Annotated in this window: 14 protein-coding genes; 5 read left to right on the forward strand and 9 right to left on the reverse strand. The window is 52.5% G+C overall.

What is annotated here, in order from left to right; all coding sequences use genetic code 11:
- Positions 1-23: 23 nt before the first annotated feature.
- The 5 genes from manA to ACT3IC_RS22690 all read right to left on the reverse strand — a co-directional run bounded on the left by manA (position 24) and on the right by ACT3IC_RS22690 (position 7,721).
- Entirely contained in the window at positions 24-1,205 is a 1,182-nt protein-coding gene (gene manA / locus ACT3IC_RS22670; protein WP_473479563.1) for a mannose-6-phosphate isomerase, class I, read from the reverse strand.
- Positions 1,202-2,611: a glycoside hydrolase family 1 protein gene (locus tag ACT3IC_RS22675; RefSeq protein ID WP_473479782.1), complete on the reverse strand. Its 1,410-nt coding sequence runs from the start codon at positions 2,609-2,611 to the stop codon at positions 1,202-1,204. Before ACT3IC_RS22675 ends, manA begins: the two co-directional genes overlap by 4 nt.
- A gap of 50 nt (positions 2,612-2,661) precedes the next feature.
- Entirely contained in the window at positions 2,662-4,857 is a 2,196-nt protein-coding gene (locus tag ACT3IC_RS22680; RefSeq protein WP_473479566.1) for a CBM35 domain-containing protein, read from the reverse strand.
- 12 nt (positions 4,858-4,869) lie between these two features.
- A complete protein-coding gene (locus tag ACT3IC_RS22685) occupies positions 4,870-6,204 on the reverse strand; it encodes a maltoporin (RefSeq protein WP_156263872.1) in 1,335 nt (444 codons plus the stop codon).
- A 242-nt stretch (positions 6,205-6,446) separates the two neighbouring features.
- The gene (locus ACT3IC_RS22690) at positions 6,447-7,721 is read right to left on the reverse strand and encodes a PTS sugar transporter subunit IIC (RefSeq protein ID WP_156263873.1); all 1,275 of its coding nucleotides are present in this window, start codon (positions 7,719-7,721) and stop codon (positions 6,447-6,449) included.
- 178 nt (positions 7,722-7,899) lie between these two features.
- Here ACT3IC_RS22690 and ACT3IC_RS22695 point away from each other — a divergent pair, with 178 nt between their 5' ends.
- The 5 genes from ACT3IC_RS22695 to ACT3IC_RS22715 all read left to right on the forward strand — a co-directional run bounded on the left by ACT3IC_RS22695 (position 7,900) and on the right by ACT3IC_RS22715 (position 11,884).
- Complete coding sequence (locus ACT3IC_RS22695) at positions 7,900-8,214, forward strand: PTS sugar transporter subunit IIB (protein WP_156263874.1); 315 nt, start codon at positions 7,900-7,902, stop codon at positions 8,212-8,214.
- 11 nt (positions 8,215-8,225) lie between these two features.
- A complete protein-coding gene (locus ACT3IC_RS22700; protein ID WP_473479571.1) occupies positions 8,226-9,551 on the forward strand; it encodes a PTS sugar transporter subunit IIC in 1,326 nt (441 codons plus the stop codon).
- A 24-nt stretch (positions 9,552-9,575) separates the two neighbouring features.
- Positions 9,576-9,881, forward strand: a complete 306-nt coding sequence (locus ACT3IC_RS22705) for a PTS lactose/cellobiose transporter subunit IIA (RefSeq protein ID WP_156263876.1) — start codon at positions 9,576-9,578, stop codon at positions 9,879-9,881.
- Positions 9,882-9,936: 55 nt separating this feature from the next.
- The gene (locus ACT3IC_RS22710) at positions 9,937-10,851 is read left to right on the forward strand and encodes an ROK family protein (protein ID WP_156263877.1); all 915 of its coding nucleotides are present in this window, start codon (positions 9,937-9,939) and stop codon (positions 10,849-10,851) included.
- A 67-nt stretch (positions 10,852-10,918) separates the two neighbouring features.
- Positions 10,919-11,884, forward strand: a complete 966-nt coding sequence (locus tag ACT3IC_RS22715; RefSeq protein ID WP_473479576.1) for a LacI family DNA-binding transcriptional regulator — start codon at positions 10,919-10,921, stop codon at positions 11,882-11,884.
- Between the two features lie 599 nt (positions 11,885-12,483).
- Here the strand turns inward: ACT3IC_RS22715 and ACT3IC_RS22720 are convergent.
- The 4 genes from ACT3IC_RS22720 to traD all read right to left on the reverse strand — a co-directional run bounded on the left by ACT3IC_RS22720 (position 12,484) and on the right by traD (position 23,785).
- Positions 12,484-14,433, reverse strand: a complete 1,950-nt coding sequence (locus ACT3IC_RS22720) for a methyl-accepting chemotaxis protein (protein ID WP_473479579.1) — start codon at positions 14,431-14,433, stop codon at positions 12,484-12,486.
- A gap of 494 nt (positions 14,434-14,927) precedes the next feature.
- Positions 14,928-15,716: a DsbA family protein gene (locus tag ACT3IC_RS22725; RefSeq protein ID WP_473479582.1), complete on the reverse strand. Its 789-nt coding sequence runs from the start codon at positions 15,714-15,716 to the stop codon at positions 14,928-14,930.
- A 24-nt stretch (positions 15,717-15,740) separates the two neighbouring features.
- Entirely contained in the window at positions 15,741-21,173 is a 5,433-nt protein-coding gene (traI, locus tag ACT3IC_RS22730; protein ID WP_473479585.1) for a conjugative transfer relaxase/helicase TraI, read from the reverse strand.
- The gene (gene traD, locus ACT3IC_RS22735) at positions 21,170-23,785 is read right to left on the reverse strand and encodes a type IV conjugative transfer system coupling protein TraD (protein WP_473479588.1); all 2,616 of its coding nucleotides are present in this window, start codon (positions 23,783-23,785) and stop codon (positions 21,170-21,172) included. The genes traI and traD overlap by 4 nt, the downstream gene beginning before the upstream one ends.
- Positions 23,786-23,931 lie beyond the last annotated feature (146 nt).

Here is a 23,931-nt window from a genome sequence, read left to right on the forward strand (position 1 = left end):
ACTGCGCCCCCTCTAATTTCATATTAACACGATACTCGGCAGACTTTCCCTGTCGTAGTCAACAGCCATCGCCCGATGGAGGCAGGGATAAACGCTGACTGCCCGACGTGAAGCAAAAGGCTCTCGCCGCTGGCATGACTTAATGTCGCGTCCCCCTCAATCACTAACACAATTTCAGCGCTGGATGTCATTACCATTTGATTGTCCACCGCAGTGAAAATACTGAAGCGGAAATCCTCAACCGGAACAGGATAGCGCGCTTCTGCGGCATGCTGCTCCGGTAACATACGCAGCGAGGCTGCCGCGGTCGGTGTGAAGTTGGTGCACTGAATCAACTCGTCCAGATTGATCTTCTTCGGGGTGAGTCCAGCGCGTAGCACGTTGTCGGAACTGGCCATCACCTCAATTGCCGTGCCGTGAACATATGCATGCAATGTACCCGGAAAAAGAAACATCGCTTCGCCGGGTTGCAGAGTAATACAGTTGAGGAACAGCGGCGCCAGCACGCCAGTATCATCCGGATAGTGTTGCTGTAAGCGCCGGAAAATCCCGCCAGTCACCTCACCGTAAAGCGCCTCTCCCCGCGCGACCGCCTGCGTGATGGCCTGCGTTTTGAGGGCGGGAGGGAGTTGCATTATGGCGGTGAAGAATGTGCGTAATCCTTCACTGTCCGGCTGGGCGAGCAAACTTGTGGCGATGATCTTTAGCTCGGGGATATCCAGGGCAGCCAGGTTCGCGGCAATCGTTTTCGCATCACGAAAGCCGTTCATCGCCACAAATGGGGTGATGGCGTAGACCAGCTCCGGTTTGTGGTTCGCGTCGTTATAATCCGGCGTTCCACCATCCTCTACCTGCTGCACGCGCGTAAACCCACGTTCAGCCTGCGCTTTAGTGGGGTGAACCTGAATGGACAACGCCCTTTCAGCGGCAAGGATTTTCAGCAAAAAGGGTAAGTCTTTAAAACGCTTATGCGCTACCTCGCCAAGCATTGCCACTGGTTCTGAAGCCAGTAAATCAGAAAGCGCCACCATTCCCTGCGCGTTATTCACATATGAAATCCCTGCCGGATGAACCCCCATCCACAGTTCGGCCTGTGGTTGATTGTCCGGATTCAGAATGTTGAAACGCTGATTTAGCGCGTGTCGGCTTCCCCAGGGATAATTTTTTACTACATTGGTAAGCGGATAAAAGCAGGCCCGACTCATGAAGGCGTGTCCTCGCTGCTGAACTGGTTGCTAAGCGCCAGCTCCCGGAACCACAGGGCATTGCGCTTTATGCTGCGCTCACCCGTTTCGAGATCCAGCCGATAAAATCCGTAGCGGCGCTTGAAGGCATTTATCCACGACCAGTTATCGATAAACGTCCACTGATGAACGCCAAAGCAGTTTGCTCCATCGCGAATGGCATGGTGAAGTTGAACCATGTGTTCTTTCATTAAATCGATGCGGAAACTGTCATCAATGACACCGTCGGCTTGTACCGGACCTTCTGATTCCAGATCCATCGCGATACCTATCTCAGCGAGATACCACTTAATATTGCCGTAATTGTCGCGAATATTGCGGGCAATATCATAGATAGCAACAGGAAGGATTTCATTATTATCGCGGTAAGGGTTAAAGCGTCCGTTCGGATCAACGTAGTTTTCGAAGTAATATTCCGGGGAGAAGTATTCGAGCGTGTAAGCTGATTCTCGCGCCTGAACGCGTCGCGGTACGTAATAGTTCACGCCGAGAAAATCAATTCTGGAGTCGGTAATCAGGCGAGCGTCTTCCGGGGTGGCTTCCGGCAGGCAATGATGAAACGCCAGAAGCTCACACAGCTCTTTTGGGAACTGGTGTTTAACCAATGGATCAAGGAAGCTGCGGTTAAACAGCAGGTCTGCATACCAGGCCGCTTTTTTATCTTCCGCTGAATCACTACGTGTGTAGGTCGGCGTCAGATTCAGCACCACGCCAATTTCACCGCTCTCTGCTCGCTCACGAAACACCTGCACCGCTTTCGCATGGGCCAGCATAATGTTAAATGCTACCTGTGCCGCCAGCTTTCCGTCCTTTTTGCACGGATAGTGGAAGTCATACAAATATCCGCCTTCCACCGGGACAATCGGCTCGTTGAAGGTGATCCAGTATTTCACTTTGTGGCCGAACAAAGAGAAAGCGGTACGCGCGAAACGGGCAAACAATTCCGCTACATGCGCAGATTCAAAGCCACCATATTTTTTCTGCAGTATCTCTGGCATATCAAAGTGATACAGGTTGACCATCGGCTCGATACCGTTGGCGATCATCTCATCGAGATAGTCGTTATAGAAGCGAACGGCATCGGCGTTCGGCTCTCCGGATTCAAAGTCGTCGATCAGGCGTGACCACTGGATAGAGGTCCGGAAAGAGTTAAACCCTGTCTGCTTCATCAGGGCGACATCTTCTTTATATTTGGTGTAAGTCTCGCAAACACGTTGGGGGCCTGTTTGCTGATAAAAACGCTGTGGTTGTTCGGAAAACCAACTGTCCCAGATGGAACAGTGCGGTTTACCAGCCGTGCCTTCGGTTTGTGGGCCAGATGCCGCAGCACCCCATAAAAAACCTTCCGGGAATGTATACCGGGTCATAACTCCTCCGCTAATAAAAAAACCGCGCCCGATGGACGCGGTCAAAATAACTACTCTGCATTTATTTCGATAGATTTGATAAACATGTAGCCCCAGTCGCCGGCGAAACGACCAAAGTCAATGCTGTTTTTACCGGCTTTTAGCGTCACCGGGATCTCTATCTGATGGCCTTTTTCGTCAGTCTGAGGGAACTCAATAGCAACTGGTGCCCCCCCGTTCACCACGAAAGAATTCTTTTTTCCACCCCACTTAGCATTAAAATTGACGCGCAGGGTATACAGTCCTTCCCATGGCGCGTTCACCTGCCAGTTCACCTTATCCCCTTCGTTGGCAAAGGGGCCAAGGAAGCCGTCATCGCCGATGGAGAGTACATTTTCCTTACTCTTTACCGCATACAACTTCCCTTTTTGTACTTCCAGCACACCTCCGGCAAAGTTGCAGTAATCCGCAGGGGTTTGACCCTCCGCCTTTTTAACCGAGACTTTGACGGTTTTGCTGCTTTTCAGCAGTCCATCATCGGCGGTAAAGGTGAGAGTATAGTCACCAGGAGCCGAGAACCATGCGCGGGTTTGCGCTTTCGTCGCATCACAGAAATGTACGTTCGCATCATCCCTGCCAGCCCAGCCAACCTTTACCTCACGGCCCGGCAGGTTGTCGTCCGTCCACTCTGCATGCAACAACACCCCTTTATCCTGAGAAGTTGTCAGCGAATCTTCCACAGTGACTATTGGAGCCTGGTTCTGCTTTGTGTGTTTCACACCGATCACATTGGAGGGCTCAGATGCTCCACTCTCGTTCTTGGCAATCACACGGTAATAGTAAGTCTTACCCAGTTGCAAACTGCGGTAATCATCACGGAACAGATTCATGGTTGCCGGGTTCCACTCATTTACTCCGTCTGAGATGTTCTCTCCAACCCGCGTCCATGGACCGGTCTCCGCCTCGGAACGTTCAACGTCATAGCTACGACCAACGGCTGCCCCCATCCAGTTGATGGCGAACGGAGAATCTGTCGCACGTAGTGCGGGTGCATCAGGAACCGGCAACGGCGGAACCTGGCTCAGGCCTGACATTTGCGCTGACGCCTTCCTTACCAGATCCACTACTTCCGTTTCCTGGTTGGCTTTCCCTTCGATCGGGAAGCCAGGCAGGTGGTAACTGTAGTGGCCGGTATACTCTTTGTGCCAGTAGAATCCGCCGTCATGACGATGTCCACGGAAGCCCCAGATGAAGCCTCCCACTGCTTGCGCACCATTCACGTCGGTGTGGACAATTGCCTGCATGATGTCATTAAGCTGCGTATGGTCGAGCAGGCCAAATTCCCCGACCAGATAGGCTTTCTTACCGCTAATAGCGGTCAGGTCTTTACGCACCTGATCGGGATGATTGTTATCGGCATTGGTGTAGTAATGATTGCTGACGATATCGACGTTCGGATCGCTTAACGCAAATTCGTTAATCTTCTTGTAGGTACCATCAACGATCAGCTGATTTGGCGCCCATTTGCGGATCCACGCCGCCGTCTCATGCAGGAACGCGGCATTGGTGTCCTCCAGTTCGTTGCCTGTTTCCCAGGCCATGATCGCCTTCTCATCAGAATAAGCACGCCCCGTCACGGTGTTCGTACGGGTGATAACCTGGCGGATAACGTCCTGATAGGCTCTGTAGGTTTTGCTGTCGGTGCGGTAAAAATCTTCTGGCTTTTCATTGTAGAAGGCCGCAAGTTGCTCACGTCCTCCCCACCACCACCAGTGATCGATAAAAGGTAAAATCAGGCGTAACCCCTGTTTGTCGGCTTCGGCGATCATGTTGTCATAGACCTTCATCGCTTTTTCATTAAGCCGAGGCATACCATCCGTGCTTTGCGGGGCCAGGATGTGCGTTTCGCGTTCACAGGCAGTATCGTTTTCCTGTTGAACGGAGAGCACATAAACACGCTGCGCTTTCGCACCTGTTGCCACCATGGCTTTGATCCAGTTCGCCTGTTCTTCCGGCGTCGGCCATTTGAAATATTGCCCCCAGCCGCGCGGGTCAGCTTTACAGACACCGCGGGCATCATCTTCGATGCGATGCAGTTCCGGTGCGTGAATGCCAGCAAAACGGAAGGTCGTTTCACCGTCCATTAGCTTCGCGCCATCACGCGTAATGAAGTGCTCGAAATGCGACTGTTCTGCCGCCATTGCTCCCGCGCAGCCCAGCGCAGAGAGCAGTGAAACTAACAATATTTTTTGGATAGGTTGAATCATTTTATTCTCTCCTTAGAACCACACTTCAGCCTGAACGCCGAAGTTCACCGTGTCACTCTCACCGCTGCGGCTATAGCCACCGGCGGAGAGAGTGTTGGTATCCCAGTTATAGTTACCGTCCAGGGCATCAGAGACGCCTTTATCCCACTTCGCGTAGGTTACAAAGAAGCGCAACTGTGGCCGATTCCAGTATCCCGATTCAAAGGTCAGCGTCGGGGCGATGGTCACTTTGGTCAGACCGCCTTTGCCTTTCCCGTTGACGCCTTTATAGTTTTCGTCATCGAGATATTCGTAGCCCAGCTCATACTGCATGGCGAAGTTTTTGGTTATCTGATGATATGGACGCACTCCAGCAACCCAACTGGTACGGCCCCAACCATCAGCATCGCTGCTCCACCAACGGTAGTTTTTGTCTTTCTGGTAATAAGCAAAGGTCGATATATCGACTCTGCCCAGAGAAGCCATGCTGTCCAGGATCACACGCCAGGATTGGGTATCATCCAGGTTTGCCCAGCCCCAGCCGTTTTTGCCCAGCGAGTCACCCGCCGCTAGCCCCCGGCCGTACTGCATCACCACTTTGGAATATCCCCCCGTCAGACCCCAGAAACCTTCAAAGTTGTAGACCCCTGTAACGCCATAGCCTTTTTCGGCAGAGGTAGGGTGGTTTTCATTGCGGTTCATGTGGTGGCCAATCAACTCCAGGTCAAAGCCCGTGCCGCCAATTTTCTTCAACCACAGGTTGAGAGAGTAGTCATCCGGGTACCCCTGATCGCCTTTATCTACCGGGTACGCTTTGGCTTCATCTGTAGTAGAGAAGGCGTAAACGCCCGCATCGAAACGCGCGAAGCCAAGATCGAGATTGTCAAAACCGCCGCCCGTACCGTTGTACTGAATGTACTCCCAGTCAAACTGGTGGCTGGAGGTGTTCGAGCTGCTGTAACGTTTGCCGCCCCAGAACGTCACATCTGGCGCAAAATCCAGGTTGCTTAATTCAACGTACCCTTCACGGAACTGTACCTCTTTGCCGTCATCGTCCTGACAGTTCCAGTCGGAGGTGCATTTGCTCTGATGGGTAATATTGGCCTGAATTTTGGCAACCGGACCGGCGTCAGATTTCAGCGTCACCTGCGGGATCAGTTCAATCTTCGTATCTTCTTCATTGCCGAGACGCCATTTGCCGTCCGGCATCAGGCCGACAGAGTCAGCACGGTTGCCATCGGAGTTCGCCAGAATGCCCGAACGCATATAACCGTGCAGTTTAAAGTCGTACTGCTCTGCCTGCGCGATACCGCAGACAGCCGCGTTGATGAGAAGAGCCAGAGGTATTAATCGGTTCAACCTGTTCATAAATTTCCTTTTTCTTTTTCTGAGTGAAAGAGCGTCTTATGGCGCGACTGGAAATCTACGGATCAAAAATGGAAATGTACATCCAATTATGGAAAGCGCTTTCCGTAATTGCCGGTTTAAATCACATAATCAAAAATAATGGGAAATAAATTGTGATGCTGATCACACAGGTTCGAAGGGGGGGAATTTAAAAGCCAGCGGCTTACGCGCGCTGGCTGGAAAAGATAAGGGAAAGCGGAGGATTATTTGCTTTCTGATTCTACCAGTTGCCGTTCATAAACGTTGAAAAACGGGCGGTAAATCATCCAGGCATTGAAGAATGCGAACAAACACATAAACAGGTTCTTCCAGCTGCCGTTTGCTGACCAGGCGGCACCCAGCGGGGCGGGCATCGACCAGGGTAACATCGCAACCGCGCGGTCAAGCACCCCAAGGTGAGTAAGATACCAGGCAAGACAAGCATTTATCACTGGAACACAAATAAATGGAACTAAAAACAACGGATTAAGGATGATCGGAAAGCCAAAAAGTACTGGCTCATTAATATTAAACAACGAGGGAATAAGCCCGATTTTACTGACGCTTTTTAACTGACGCGAGCGACTACGCAGGGCCATGAAGATCAGCGGCAGCGTTGAGCCAATCCCACCGATTAGCAGATAAAAATCCCAGAAACCCTGCAGATAGATATGAGGTAGAGGCGTCACGTTATTCGCCAGCGCCTGTTGGTTTTCAAAGAGATAAGTCATCCAGAAAGGGTTCATGATACCGGTGACAATCAATGCGCCATGTATGCCGATAAACCACAGTAAGTTGCAGATAACAATAGAAATAATAAGAGCGGTGAGCGTATCTGAGGCGATGATGAGCGGACGAAAAGCTTCGCTTATCATGTCCGGTAAAATCATGCCGGTGTTCTGCTTCAGAAGTGCATTAACCAGGGTAATAGAAAGCATGATGGCGAGCAGAGGCATCAGAAGCTGGAAACCATTGCGCGTCATCACCGGAACCTCCTCCGGCAGGCGGATACACCAGCCACGCCGGTAAAAGAGCCGCATTACTTCAATCGTGTAGAAGCTTGATATTAAAGCGCTAAATATCCCAATCCCACCAAGAAAAGCATTGCTGTTATCCGTCTCTTTGAAACCGATAAATACCAGAAAGGCCAGGCATCCCGTCAGGCCAGAAAGCCGTTCCGGCAGCTGATACTGCTTGCCCAGACTGGCACTGGCGCCAAAAGCAATGATCAGCGCTACGAGCCCAATGGTCAATTCAAACGTCGGCAGCAGCATCGGCCGAATGGCCTGATATGCCGCGCCATACCACGCACCGGGATTAACGGAAAATGGCGGAAAGATAAGGGGAACCATCACGCTACCCACTATGACAAACGGCATCGCCAGCGCAAAGCTGTCCCGCATCGCTGTTATGTGGGGGCTGCGGGTGAGTAGGTTGGCAAAAGGAGTAACGCGCTGCTCAATCAGTGTCACAGCAACATTCATAAACTGAATGCTCATAGCGAGGCCTATAGAGGACAGGAAAGTTCGGCGATCATCCCCTACATCCCGACAAAGTAAAAGCCTGCATCAGGTGATCGCGCTCACATTTAATGGATCCGCATACGGAAAGCGCTTTCCGTTATGAATCCGTAAAGATTATAGTCCGCTCATCGTTATTACCTGGTCAGGAGTTTTTATGAAGAAAATCATGCTTTGCTGTTCCGCCGGAATGTCTACCAGCCTTCTGGTTAAAAAAATGTTGGAAGAGGCTGAAAAACGCAGCTTATCCGTTGATATCAAAGCCTTTGGGGTCGCGGAGTTTGAACAACAGGTGGGGAATTATCAGGTGGTGCTGCTGGGACCACAGGTGAAGTACATGCAAAAAGATCTTCAGAACAAAGCCAACCCCTATGGAATCAAGGTCGAGCCCATCAACATGATGGATTACGGCATGCAAAAGGGAGGCGCAGTTTTAGATTTTGCCCTTTCACTGATTGAAAAAAATAACTAAAGGACATCAACATGAGCGCCCTGTACTCTAAATTAATCAGCATGATAGAGCGAAAAATCACGCCTATGGCTGGTGCAATTGGCCAGCAAAAGTATGTCACTTCGATCCGTGACGGGTTTATTCTTGCCCTGCCCTTTATGATTGTCGGCTCGTTTATGCTGGTGTTTATATTCCCGCCCTTCTCACCAGATACCAGTTGGGGCTTCGCCCGCGCCTGGTTGCAGTTTTCATTAGACCATCGTGAAAACCTGATGTTGCCGTTTAACTTCAGCATGGGGATTATGACAATATTCATCTCAGTGGGTGTGGCTGCTAGCCTGGCACGTCATCATGGGCTGGACCCGCTGACGTCTGGGATGCTGTCGCTGATGGGCTTTTTACTGGTCGCTGCGCCCTTAAAAGATGGCATGGTATCAACAGCCTATTTTTCCGGGCAGGGCATTTTCACCGCACTGCTGGTGTCGATTTATACTACCGAACTGTATGCTTTTCTGCGTCGCAATAATATTACTATCCGTCTGCCGCCTGAAGTGCCGACCGGCGTAGCCCGCTCGTTTGAGATTTTAATTCCGGTGCTGGCGGTGGTACTGACGCTGCATCCGCTGAATCTGTTCATCGAAGCGCAGCTCGGGATGATTATCCCGGAAGCTATTATGTCGTTGGTGAAACCGCTGGTCGCGGCTTCTGATACATTGCCTGCCATTTTGCTGTCTGTTTTGGTGTGTCAGATCCTTTGGTTTGCGGGTATCCACGGTGCGCTGATCGTTACCGGCATCATGAATCCATTCTGGATGGCAAACCTCTCTGTAAACCAGGCCGCGATGGCCGCAGGAACGGCGATCCCCCACATCTATGTGCAGGGGTTCTGGGATCACTATCTGCTGATTGGCGGTGTAGGCTCTACGCTCCCGCTGGCGCTTTTGCTTATGCGCAGCAAAGCTGTACATCTTCGCACCATTGGTCGTATGGGCGTCGTTCCCGGCCTGTTTAACATTAACGAACCGATTTTGTTCGGTGCGCCTGTGATTATGAACCCGCTGTTCTTCCTTCCATTCGTCCTGGTTCCGATGGTCAATGCCACGCTGGCCTGGTTTGCGCTGGATTTGGGTCTGGTCGCACGTGTGGTCTCAATGACACCCTGGACAACGCCAGCCCCAATTGGTGCCTCATGGGCCGCCAACTGGGCATTCAGTCCGGTCATCATGTGCTTAATCTGCATGGTAACGGCGGTCATTATGTATTACCCATTCCTGAAAGCTTATGAAAAACAGCTTCTTAATCAGGAATCTGGTGAAAAAGAGCAGGCCCAGCCTGTGGGTCAATCTGAAACTGCATAAACGTATTTACTGCCAGAGGATGTTATGGAATTAGAAGAACAAATTATGGGCATCATCATTAATGCCGGACAGTCCCGCAGCCTGTGTTTCGAAGCACTTCAAAGCGCTAAAGCAGGAGACTTTGCCGATGCGGATGAAAAAATGAAACAGGCGCAACATTTCGCACGTGAAGCGCATCTGGTGCAAACCCAACTTATTGAAGCCGATGAAGGCGAAGGCAAAACCAAAATGACGCTGGTGATGGTACATGCCCAGGATCACCTGATGACCTCCATCCTCGCCAAAGAGCTCGTCACCGAGCTTATTGATATCTACAGAACTCGTCATTGAGTGTTGCGTGATTTAAGAGAGGCAATGCCTCTCTTCTTTTTTCAGGAGAAGCATTATGTACCATCTCGGCCTGGACATTGGCGGCACCAAAATGGAAGCCGTCTTGCTGGACGCTACCGGCGCTGTTGTCCTGCGTGAACGCCGTCCAACTTACAAAGACAACTACCGGGGATTTCTGGATAACCTGACAGAGATGATCAATGGCATCCGCTCCGCCACGCAGGTCGACTTTACGGTCGGCGTAGGTTTACCGGGGGCGATCGATCCTCTGAGCGGACTCATTAAAAACTGTAACTGTCTGGTGCTGAATGGCGAGAATTTAAAGCGCGACCTGACGGTGTTGCTCGATCAGCCCGTCTTTCTGGCCAATGATGCCGACTGTTTTACCTTGTCTGAGGCCGTTGATGGGGCGGGTAAAGGATACGGTACGGTGTTTGGCGTCATTGTGGGTACAGGCTGTGGTGGCGGTGTGGTGGTCAACGGCCAACTACTAAGTGGACCCAATGCGATTGTGGGCGAATGGGGTCATAATCCGCTTCCCGGCTGGCGCTACGAACTGGATGGCCCGGTGGAGCCCTGCTATTGCCAGCATGTAAACTGCGTGGAAAGCTATATTTCAGGCACTGGCTTTAGTCGTCGTTTCAATGCTCGTCATGATACAGCCTTCAGTTCGGAGGTCATTATGGCAGCGGTACACGAGAAGGAGCCTCGCGCGGTGGCGCATTATCATCACTTTATTGATGCGTTTTCCCGGAGTATTGCGGGTGTCATCAACATCCTTGACCCCCATGCCATCGTTCTGGGAGGAGGACTGTCGAACGTGGAAAGCCTGTACCAGGATCTTCCAGAGGCCGTTGGCAAATACATTTTTTCACCGACTTGTCGGACTGCCATCGTTAAAGCCAGGTTTGGCGATGCCAGCGGCGTTCGCGGTGCGGCATGGTTGCCTTTACGGAGCACAGGCAACTGAACCAGGTGGCTAAATCCTGCCCGTACTTATGTTATTATAGGGAGAACACCGTAATACAGACGACACCATGACAACCATTGATGATGTTTCAAAATTAGCCAATGTTTCCCGGGCTACCGTTTCGCGCGTGCTGACCGGAGCACGTGGCGTTCGTGAAGAGAGCCGCGAGGCCGTATTACGGGCGGTAGAAGAACTCAATTACCGTCCCAGCTTTGCTGCGCAAAATCTGGCGAGCAATACGTCAAATCAGGTCGGTATGGTTCTCCCCGCCCATGAGGCTGATTTTAGCGCAATCCTGTTGCCGCAACTGTCCCTGGCGGTTAAAAATCTGAATAAGTCGCTGATTATTCAATACGTTAATAACGTATCGGAACAGCAGGCTGCCATTGAAAGTCTTCAACATCAGTGTGTCGCCGTCGTGACGCTGGGGAAACCCGGCGGTGAGGTTGCCAGCAACGTAATCGCTTTTGATGATTTTTCGACAAAAGGCAGTGCCAGCCAGGGCTATAACTACGCTTTTGCCACCGAAAGTGCCTGTCGATACGTGCTGGGAAAAGGACATCGTAACATTGCCCTGCTGATGGAAACTGAAGATGACATTGCCAGCAAACAAATGCTGGAAGGGTATCGCAGCGTACTACAGAACTACTCTTTGCCGTTTAACCGTCAGTTGCTGGTCATGGCGAACAACAATATCGAGCAGGCGCTGCTGACGCTAATTAATAGCTTTACGAAATACACAGCGATTATCTCCAAACGTGACAGTTATGCCGCTGAAGCAATGCGTTTACTGCGTGAGTTTAATATTTCCATCCCACAGGAAGTATCGCTTGTGAGTCTTGAGGATTCACCGTTGGCACCCCTGCTCTATCCACCGTTGACCTGTATCGCCTACCCGGTTGGGCAGTTACTGGAAGACTGCGTAAAACGCATTAAGGCATTGATTGAAGGCCATTCTGTTTTTGTAGCAGAAGGACGAACGTTAACAGGAAGGCTGGTTGTACGTTCTTCGGTATCAGATGTAGTCACCTGACAGGTTAATTATGAGGAAACCTGCTATGATGATTAATACATTATCGTGCCAGGTTCTCTATTCGCTCATAATAGAATTTAATATTAGACAGGTGCGGGCGCCCCCCTGTGTCTTGTTACCAATTAATGGCATGCAAGTATACTAATAGAGGCTTCAATTGGGTTGCCGCTCCGCAAAGAGGAGGGCCTGCTAAGATGATACTATATAATCCCTACATCATTATTTATTCAACATTGAGATGATGTTCACGCTCATTCACTAATTTGAACCTCTACTTGATAGTTCGTTGCCGGCATAAATACTATGTTTGATTGCACGCTTCAGCTGATTTTTATTAAGAAAGATACAGCCACGCTTACCTGGTATGGATAACTTATACTCTCCAGTAAAAGGAATGGGGTTAATTAAGTACCAGCGACCTTTATAGAAAATCCAGTTCATTTAAACCTCACTTAGCGTAAGGTTCATTATAGCTTAATGGTAAGGTAAAGAAATCCCCTCAATATGGGCAATTCTCACGTTTTATTATAAAAATCTTTAAGTATAATTAATAGATTGTGGCTTTATCCTTGGTGGAAAAAACCACAACTTATGTATGATTAATTAAATATTGAAACTAAATTATTTAACTGGCGAGTTTGCTCCGCCAGAGATGTCGATGCAACAGCTGATTCTTTAACGAGGATAGCATTCTGTTGGGTTGTGATACCCATCTCTGAGACTGCATCATGCACATCAGAAAGCCATTTGCTTTGTTTATCAGACACCTTGGCTATATCTTCTATAATCAAATTAACCTGCTGTATGGAAGAAACAATTTGTTCCATCGTCTGCCCTGATTGCGTAACCAGAGAAACCCCATCTTTTATATTAAGAACGGCATCGCTTAATAAATTTTCTATTTCTTTGGCAGCTACAGCACTACGTTGAGCAAGGGTTCTTACTTCTCCGGCGACTACAGCAAACCCTTTTCCATGTTCGCCTGCACGAGCCGCTTCGACAGCTGCGTTAAGTGCAAGAATATTAGTTTGGAAAGCGATCCCATTAATTACATTGGTGATATCGGAAATTTTTGAAGAACTTTCTGAGATCGTTTTCATTTTTATAATCACGTTCTTAACAAGTAGACCCCCATTTTCTGCGTTGGCCGAGGCGGCATTAGTTCGAACACTTGCATACTCTGCATTTTGTGCATTATTTTTCATAGCATCAGAAAGTTGCTTGATATTATTATTTGTAAGCACTAAAGCTGATGATTGTTGATCTGTCCTAACAGAAAGATCTGAATTTCCTAAAGAAATTTCTGCAGATGCTTTAGATACATTATCCACGCCGACTTTCACTTCATCTATGATGTGTTTTAGGCGATCATTCATTATACCGATAGAGACTAATAATTCCCCAAATTCGTCTTTTCTTGTAGATACAACAGATGCGGATAAATCACCAGAAGCAATTCGACTTGAGATATGAAGCGTTTCATTGAGAGGTTTTGAAATATGTCTTGTCATAAAATAAGCAATGCATAATGCAATAACACTACCAGAAACCGAAGCAATCAGCATGATAGTTTTAGCGTTATCAATGACATTTTTGGTTTGCATGTTTTGATGCTTTAATAATAATTCCATTGCAGCATATGTTTCGTTGGAACCCTGATTAAGCTTTTCAAATAATTGATTTTGTAGAGCTGAGTTTTTCCTAAACTCAAGAGTATTGCTTATCATTGCTTCAGCATTTTTTTTAAGTTCTGCAATCAATTCTTGTGATGAATTCATACTGCCAGAATTGTAATTATCGGATTCTTTGATAATGTCTTTTAACGCATTTTCAATTTTAATGTAAGATGCTTCATTTTTACTTGCAACGAGATCCGCTATTCTGAATCTTAAGTCTTTCAATTTAAGATTTATATATGATGAAAAATCATCCAGACCAACATCAAAACCAGCGCTCCTGCTTTTATTGGTTAATTGTTCTCCGACATCAAAAATTGCAGATTTTTGCAAACTCAGTTCAATAATTCTTCCCGTTTCAATTGAACTAACAAAGTTATCTGAGTTTTTTTTATATTCTGCCGATGCAGTATTTAATTTTTGGTTTATTTCACCGCCAACATTATCTCTATTGTCAACTTCAAGTAGCCTTACATGCTCAATTAGGGTATCGAGCTCCTTTTTCTGAAGCTCAGCATATTCGAGGCTTTTCGTATATCTGAAATTTACATTATAAAGCTTTAAATTATCTAAAAGCTTTGAAATTTCTGTTGTTTTATTTTGCCTAGCGTTATTATTGCTGATGGATTCCAGGCCATGGCTAGCAATTGCGTATATAAAGAACGTTATTATAATGAGCAATATATAACTTACTAATAATTTTCTGCTGATCTTGAGGTTTTCAAACCCAGAAGAAACCTTTGTGGAAATATTCATTCTTTCATCCCTATTTCTATATTTTTTACTATAATCGTCATTATCGGCATTTACTTTAATGAAATTATCCTTTCTGTGATTGCCATCACATTGATTTCTTCTTGAGCGAATGCGCAAACGGTTACCTGCAAAAAGCAGGCTTAAGAACTATCTTGCATCTGTGTTTTGGTAAATAAAATATAGTTTTTTAGCTCGTTAGACATTTAAGTCATTTCTATGGTGGTTCAGACATAGGGCATAGCGCACAGCCTATAACCGAAATTATCTATTTTACTATTGTTTTGTAGTTATTTTTTCCAATGGATGTTTGAAAGTCTTAGCTACTAGATGGGATTTTTAAAATAAAAAAAACAGGATTTAATATACTCCAACATGCCAGTGTTTCAACCTTTAGCGATTTACTCTCCAAGTTATATTGGACAGCTTCGTTACACAGCCTGCTCGGTGGCCACCAGCTGATACTAGGACTCACTGAAATACACCCCATAATATTCGGGAGCGCCAGGCGTATTTTTGCAAGACATTATCCTGCGGTACTCACGTTCAAATTTGTTTAGAACAGTTTTAATGCGTGAGTTGTCTCAGGTGAAAAATCGCTTCAGACATTACGATTATTGTGGTCCTGATGCTTTTTTAATGGCCGCTTCCATTGTTTCTCCAGGTACGGCTCCTGCAAACATCGTGATATTTTTCGGAGTGCCGCCGGTTACTGGCATGACAACGATGTCCGGCGTGCCGGTCAGACCCAGCGCTCTGGCCAGTGCGTCATTTTTCTCCAGCGCTGATGTAAAACTCTCTTTGCCGGCGTTATGCCAGCCAGCTTTTGCAGCGGCCCGATCGATGCACTCATTCGTCAGTTTCCCTTCGTTGTTGCCGGTGGTATAGACTGCGTTGTGATACGTGATATAGGCCTCTGCCCCTTTCTCTTTCCAGACCGACAGTCCGCGTTCGGCGGCCGCCCGGGAGTTTTCCCAGCGATCGGCAAAAATGGGCCACTCTTTAAAGACGTAACGCACGTCCGGATGAGTCTTCATCACCTTTACAAGCTCCGGCGCCATCGAGCTGCAGTGAACGCACTGGTAATCGAAGAACTCGATGACGGCCACCTTTGCGTTCTCCGGCCCGAAGGCCGGCGTATCCGCGTCGTTCAGCAGGGCCGCCTGGTTATCCATGACCCTGACGGCAAACTGCAGCTGCTGTCGCGCCTCCTGCTGCGCCTGCAGCTTCTGGCTGACCGCGACCAGGACCTCCGGGTGTGACACCAGGTATTCTGCGGCAATTTCCCCGATTCTGGCCTCCTGCGACGGGGTAAAGACCGGCTGCGGGGCTGAGGCCTGCGCAACTGAATTAGAGTAAATGTATGTTGTAACTATAAGTATAGCTAAGGTATTCAGTTTCATGCTGTGCTCTCTTGTATGTTCTGATTAACGTTCTTTCTGAATAGTGCGGGTGAGGGTCTGCTCTTCGATTTCCGGCAAACGGCCACGCCCGCTGTCACTGGCCTGGCGAATCATATCCTGCTCAGTCCGGGCAAGATCCGCAACGATGCGGGAGGCCCTGCTCTCTTCACCGGCGGATTTATCCGGTACCGCGATGTCCTTACGCACACTGTCTGCCAGTTGCAGCTCGCGCCCGTCCGGCTGCTCACGCTCACGCACGCTGGCCAGAACTCCGTTGTCAGGTGTCAGCGGCACCGTTTTTTCCGGATTCAGCTCTTCCGGGCGCAGCTTCACGGACTCTTCTACCGGCAGTACGATGGCGCGGGCGTCGTCCTGCTGCTGACGGACAGCTTCCTGTTCGCGGGCCTGTTCTGCCAGCTTCAGTTCGCTCTGACGCTGCAGTTCATCCTGCCCGGGCAGGTTGCCGACGTTAAGCCGTATCTCTTCATCCCCGCGTACACCCCCCGTCACTTTCAGCAGATGGGCTGAAAGCGGCTCCTGACCGGTCTGCCACACCACCCCATCCTTCGGATGCGTTCTGACGGCATCCAGCGCGGCCGCCAGATCGTTTACCACGACCGTATTGCCGGACTGGCTTCGCTGCAGGACCGCACCGCGTGCCCGCTCCGTCATCACCATGCGCGTATCGCCCTGCGTCAGCCTGCCCTCCGGGCTGGAGACCAGGGAGACCAGCGCCAGGCCCGCGCTTTTTCCGTTGTTGTCATACACCGGTAACGCCAGCGCCGGCTCCGGAAAACGGCGGGTTGCCGGAATAACCTTCGCCGTCAGTGAGGCCTCGCCCATGCCCTGATGCCTCACCCAGGCACGACCAATGGCGGTTTTCGTGACGGGCTGGCCCATCGCCCAGATGGCTTTTGCCTGCTGGCGCTGCGTTTCGGGAGCCAGCGCCTCATGCGCGGTTTTGATATCACGCTCCGGTTTTGTGACAGCCTTTGTCCAGTCCTTCTTGCCGTCGGTGTATATCTGGACATGTTCTTTCGCACGCGAGGCCGTGATGTAAAATGCACGACGGGTGGCCAGCATTTCACGCCCGCCACTGGTCCCCTCGAGTGAGATAACATAATCCGTGCTTGTTCCCTGAGCACCGTAGCCGGTTACTGCCCAGGCATAGTCAACATGCTGCTGTGCCCGGATATCTTTGGGAATGATGGTCACCACCCCGTCCGTTCCCCGCAGACGAATATCCCCTGTGTCGCTGACGGCGTCGACGGTGAATCGCTGGTTCGCCGTCATGCCCTGCTCGCGATCGGTCGCCGTGAAGCGCAGCTGATCCCCGGAACGGACTTCAATCGTTTTGCGTTTAAACAACTGCACATCACCGGTAATAAGCTCTTTTGGCGAGTACAGTCCGATTTTGCCCTCTTCGTCCCGGACCGTGATCGTATTGCCGTTGCGGTCTACAGCCAGCACATCCTGATAGCGGTCGCCACGCTTCACCACCATACCTGACGCCCAGGGCTTCATCTGGTTGAACTCATGACGGGTGTGAGCAATTTTATCCAGCACCGGTATGGTGATGGCTTTTTCACCCAGCTCCCCGCGCCTGCCAAGCTCTGCATGAATGCCGGCATTGACCGCCCGGCGGTCAGCATTCAGCTGCGTGATGATAAGCGTGCGCGCCCGGGTGTCCGGGGTCCGCTCCGTCCAGTCACGGACGATATCCTGTACGGGAGAGCCCGTTTCCTGAAACGCGCTCCCGGGAGCCTGCGCACCGGCTTCACGGGAAATCCGGTCAGCGGGCTGCGCTTCAATACGCTTCAGCGCCGCTTCAATACGGTTATCGATGATGTCATGCACCGCGCCGCGCAACTGCACATCCTTCTGGCGCACAATCTCTTTCATGATGGCCACGTCCATCGGGCTGCGCTCCTGCATCAGCCTGAACGGGGCCCCGGAGTCCACAGCCTCAAACTGGGCGATATCCCCCATCGAGACCGCCCGGCCACCGCCTGCGGCAATCGCCTGAAACAGCGCAGCGGTGTCCTGGTTACCGGCCATCGAGGATTCATCGATCAGGAACATCTGCCCTTTGTAATCCGGCTTCTCTCCGGCGGCAGTGGCCTGATCGTGCTCCACGATGAAGGATTTGATGGTCCGGGCCTGCACGCCCACGTCACTCATTTCCTTCACCGCCTGGTGCGTGGGGGCAAGCCCGGTCAGTACCGGGCGCGCATCTGCCGGTAGCGTGTCGAGGGCTGCCATGACCGCCTTCATCTGCGTGGTTTTACCCACCCCGGCATAGCCCTGGACACCCGTAAACTGATCGGTGCTGCCAAGAACCAGCGAGGTCGCCGCTTTCTGCCCCCTCGTCAGGCCACTCAGGACATCAGCCGGCACCTGGTCAAGCAGCGGCTGCTGCGTGTTTTTTCCTTCCTCCACCACCCTGAGAATGGCTTTTTCCATCTCCCACGTGGACCGGGCAACCAGCTTTGGCTCGCCGCCCACTGAGACCTCAAGCAGATCCCCTTTTTTCACCATTGTCCTGATTTGGTTGTCGATAGCGTCAAAGTCCGGATGGAACTTCTCTGCATCATCGGCAAGCTTCAGTTCACTGAAGGTCACGTGGCGCTGGTCGTTTACTGCACGCCACACCGCCAGTTCCGCATCACTTTGCACGTTATCCCGCAGGGTGCTGACCGCCTCGCTGACGTCGTCCTTACCGCTGAGGGTGCGGACCAGCTGTACCGGAGACGCGTTCGTTTTCATGCGCTGCAGTCGGGCTTCAGCCCGGTCCTGCACTTCGGCGGTGAACACTTCCGCACGGTGGCCACTCTGTGCCAGCGAGTTCATGGTCTGGGTGGAGATATCGCGGGTGTTCAGCGCCGCCAGTACCACGCCCGTGTCGTTATCCCGCCCGCCCGGGGCGCTGACATAAGCGTGCGTCACATACAGCGGCTGGTCTTTCGGCAGCGTCAGGGTTTCATCACCCCGCTTCACCTCAATGCCCTTACCGGAAATGGCGGTCACCTCCAGGCGGTCTTTTGCCTTCAGGCTGTGTTCGCGGTCGCCCGCCACGGCCAGCAGTTTCTCACCGGTTGCCACGTGCAGGGTTTCACGGCTGAACAGCCGCCAGTCGGCGCTGACCTCCCTGATTTTCATCCGCGTCAGTACGCCGTCGCCATCAATGAGGGAGAGGACGCGCGTGTCATCATGCACCCGGTCAATCACGTAGGACTTACGCGATTTTGCATCCCGGCGATCCTCAAGGACCATGCCGGGACGGTACGAGCCGGGCATGCGGCGGGTTTTACTGTCGAGCCAGACCGGCTGCCGGGCTTCAATCTCCGCCCCGTCGCGTCCCAGCTGGCCGGCATTCTGCAGCGCATCCCGCACCAGGCCGGTCAGCTGCGCCTGCTCCCGTTTACCGACCACCACGGCGGTGACGTTTTCACTGCCCCCGCTCAGCTCCGCAAAGCGGTTCGCCAGCGCTTCATAGCGGTCGCGTTTGTTGGCAATACTGATCACTTCGGCTTCCAGCCCGGGTGCAGGTTCGGTCCGGCGGGACCGGGCCACGCCTGCAGACTCCAGCACCGACATGGCATTGCCGTTCGCCTGGCGCCCGGCGCTGTCGAGAAAGACCAGCTGTGCATCCTGCGCACGCGCCTCCCCCAGCAGGACCAGCGTCTCCTTGAGCCCCAGGCGCTCTGCCCCTTCGATAATCAGCGTGCTCTGGGGTTTGAGGTGAAAATCCCCGCTCAGAATATGCTGTCGGCTGAGCAGCCGATCACGCAGCGTGTCAGATTTGGCCAGCGAAATGGCGCGCTCGGCAGAGCTGGCCAGCACCTGAACGTCGCGACCGTTTGCGGTGGAAATACCGGCCAGCTGCACGGTCAGTTCGCGGATCCCGGCCACCCCTGACGGGGCATTCATCAGGACCAGGGCATCCGTTTCTGCCACCGCCAGCGCCGGTGGCGCGTACTGCGCCGGCCGGGTAAAGCTGACAACTCTGGTGGATTTGAGGTGCTCCTGGCTCAGGGCCTGAATGGAGAGTTCATCCAGCAGGTGAATGCGGGAGGTGAAGACCCCCTTTTCGCTGTCCAGGGGCACAATCATGCCGTCCTTCAGGGCCGCATCGATGGCCATACGGATATCCCTGATCTCCGGTAGCTGTTCGCTCAGCTCTGCGGTGGTCAGCATCAGTTCCCCGAAAGTAAACCGCGTTCTGGCGTCACTTAACTGCGAGATGGCCAGCCGTACCGCCTCCGCGAGATCAGGCTGAGGGGTGTCCGCGTGGAGATCCCGCGCCGGGAAGGACACGCTGCGTTCCGGCGTTTTTTCGGGTTCCGTCAGGGACGGCTGACGCAGGGTGTCAGCCAGGTGTGATCCGGGCTGGCGTGCCGTGTCGTTCCGCTCCGCCGGCAGCGCCGGTAATTCAGGATTTTTTCCCGTTTTATCTTCCGGTGCGGACCGCGTCACCACACCGGGTTCTGCCCGAACGGCGGGGACCGGTGTAATCCGTTCTGGCGGCCGGGGCGCATCGCGAATCCCGGATTCACGCGGGACCACGCTCTCCTGATACGCTTTCAGATCAAACCCTTTTTCCTTCATCTGGCCGAGCCAGCGCTCCATCAGACGCAGGCGGGACGGATCGACTTTCGCCTGACGCGTATCCTTCGCCGCCACATCGCGGCTGCGCAGCGTGGCCTCTGCCCCGATAGCCCCCTCAATTTCACGGCCACGGGAAGAAAACTCTTCCCGCACGTCCTCCGGCACCCCTTTAATTTCCCACATGCCATGTTTACCCACTTCCTCCACTTCATGGCCGAGGGCTTCCACGCGCTGGCGCAGGGCGCTGCGGTAAATTTTTCCGAGCGTGACCTGCATTTTCATGACCGTTTCGATAAAGCCGGCGTTGTGGATGTAGTCGGTGGCCAGCGCCTTCCATTTGCCGTCATCCTCCGTCATGTTGGCGATGAGAAGGTGGGTGTGCAGCTGCGGGTCAAGATTGCGGGAAGTATCGTGAGTGAAGGCAGCAGCGACCATTTTCCCGGTATGAACGATCGAGGTGACGCCGTCTTTGGTATTGCGTGCGGAAATCAGCTTTTCCACATAGCCTGCCGCCACCCGGACGGCATGGTTATGGGCCTCAACCATTTCCTTATCCCCGCCGATCAGCCCCAGAATTGATACACTCTTCGGCGCGGAAAAGGTCAGGTCATGACCGGGACGGTGTACATGGTTGCCGTTTATCTCCCTGCCCAGGCGCGAACCGTCCGGCAGACGGCCCTCGAGCACGACCGTCAGGTCACCTCCCCGGACATTGCCCTCGAGGCCCAGCTCTTTTGCGCCTTCCCCCAGCCAGAGACTCTGGAGATTGCCGAGAAAATAGTAGTTATCGGAATTGCTGTAGTAGCCGGCGGCCGAGCCTGCCGACGCCACGGGGGCGACTGACATCATAGTTCAGGTTCCCTGTCGTAATAGTGTTGATCGTTCTCGTCGTAACCCTGGTCACCCGCGTCACGGTGCAGTAAAATGTTCTCTTCCTCCTGCGCCAGCTGCCGGTTCGTTCGGTGCGCTTCATCCGGACTTTCCGGCGTGACGGGCTTACCGGCTGTCGTCACGCTCAGGCCGCCATCGGGCAGCGCGGTCACCTTCATCTCAAGATTCATCGACTCGCCGCCATTGCTGTCCCCGGTCCCGGCGTTGTTTTCTGACGTTGCCGGACGCTGACGCGCTTTTTGCAGGATGCTGAGGACAGAGGTGGCTGGCTGCTCTGCAGCGGTAGTGAGGTTGCGAAGGCGCTGCAATGCAGCTGGTAGCGTCGCCTGCTCTGCAGGTGTTTCAGCAACATCTGGCTCTGAGGACGTGGACGGCAAAGATTCATCAGTCACGGCGGCTTCCGGAGACGAACCGGCAGGAGAATACCGCCCGTGATGCAGCGAAATTACGTTACTTTTCTCAGACGAAGTGACAGGAGCTGTCACCATGCTGTGGTTGTCAGGTGCAGGTTCCGCGATCGTCGCGTGCGCTTCGGACATGACGGGCACCGCCACCGCTCGCAGGTTGCGTATAACCGGCAAGACACGGGCAGGTTTCTTCCCTGCTGCAGGTTCACTGACCGGCTTTTCCTCGCGCGGTGGTAACGTTGCAGGCGCGCCGGCGGACGATACCGGGGCAGTGCTGCCGGCAGCCGGGGTGGATTCAGTTCCCTTCTCCAGCACTTCATCACCGGTCGGGAACGTCAGTCCCGCTGCCGTTGCGGCACGTTCATTCTCCTGAATGACTTTCTCCAGCTCCGGGCTCAGCGCGTCGCGAATATTGCGCTCCTTCAGCCCGGCGTGGCGTTTTTTCAGGGCGCGGTACTTCAGCTTCAGGCGCACAACCGGATACTCACCAGGGAGACGGACGTAAAAGCTGAGGTTCGGCAGGCGCATGATCTGCTCGTAGTCAACCACGGGCTCGTTCACTTCGTCCTTGCCGAGCGACACACCGTCACGCACCTGGTCCAGACCATAGCTGTTCTGCTCGCGGATTTTCCTCCTTCGCTGGTTGCCCAGCTCCTCTTCAACCACTTTGGCCATCTCCGCACTCGGTGAACGCCCGTACATACGGGTGTTCATCAGGTCAAAGATGCTTTTGGCCAGCTCGCGACCGTAGACATGAACCAGCTGCGCCATGTTCTGCATGCCCAGCACGAAGCAGCCGCCGAACTTACGCGCTTCCGCCAGCGTCTCGGCCAGCTCCGGAATACGCTGCAGACTCGGTGCCTCGTCGATAATGAACCACACGCGCCTCTCGCTGTTTTCTCCCATGCTCTGCAGCATCAGCGTGGCCAGGGATACCCACAGCGAGATCAGCGGCCGCACGCTTTTACGATGACGGGCCTGGGTGGAAATAAAGAGCCAGCTGCTGTCATAACGCTCCTGCGTCATCCATTCCCGGATGGTGAAAGGCGGTTTAGTTCCGTCGTCCAGTCCCTGCAGATAGCGAAGCGCTTTGGCGTAGTTCGTCACCACTGAGCGAATGGAGATGGCGGTTTTCTCAATTTTCTCTTCGACCAGGTTGGCCGACGGGGTGTTGGCCAGATAGTCACGCAGGCTTTTCATGCTGAGCGACAGCAGGGTTTTAAGGAATTTTTCAATACTGCGCTGGGGATCGGCTGACATGCGGATCGCCAGGTCAGCAAAGATGGTTCGCGAACTGGACACCCAGAACGGGTCCGACTCACCTTCCACCGGAATGAGACTGGCGGCCAGGTTGTCGTAGTCGACCGCATCAATACACTCGCCCCACATCTGCCAGTTGGCACAGCGCTCGTCATGGGCATTCAGGATGAAATCGGTGGACGGGTTGTAATGGGTTTCTGTGAAGGTACAGCCGGAATCGTAGATGATGGTCCGGTCACCACGTTTGCGGATGTGATCCAGAAGCCAGCGGATGAGGGTCGATTTACCCACCCCGATGGTGCCGTGCATCAGGAAGTTCAGCACCTCCGCCATCCTGACCATGTGCAGTTCGCCCACGCGCAAATCGGACAGCTCACCGCTTTTACGCAGCAGGGTATTCACTTCGGCAGGTCTGTCGGTCAGCTGCATGCCGGAGATGTATTCGTCCTCGCTCTCTTTACGGCCGATATCGGCAATAAACCAGGTTACGCCCATAAACACCACCATACTGAAGATGCCGCTGGCTCCGGCTGCCCACTGCAGCTCGCTCAGCACCTGGTCGCCCATCGCCTGCATATATGGATCGGTGTATATCTGCGGCAGAGTCATCTTGAGCACCATTGCCGTTGCGGTCGGGGCATACCAGTAGTGAACGTCATAGATTGTTGGCGTGCCCGTTGTCGGCATCAGATCGATAAAACTGCTGTTCATCCAGGCGAACCACCACAGCGAGCCGTTATTCAGCGTCTCCCCGGGTATGTGCCAGAAAAAAATGGCGGAGGTCAGCACGGCGAAAAGAATGAACATCCAGAAACCGATCCAGTTATTCACCTGAAGGAACATGCGCCAGCGGTAGGCAGTCATCTGCCCGCCCTGGGTGAGGTTTTTACCAGCGAAGCTCATAGAAATTGTCCGGCAGTCATCGCATCGCCTGAAAGGCAACGTGACAGAGTGGAAGAGTAAGAAAGCGATCCCGACGCTCGCCGCAGACATGGCTGCGTCTGGCGCAGCTACGTGAGGAAGCGAAATATCCGGGGAATTACAGAAAG

Source organism: Leclercia sp. GHBNCSD, from assembly GCF_055805075.1.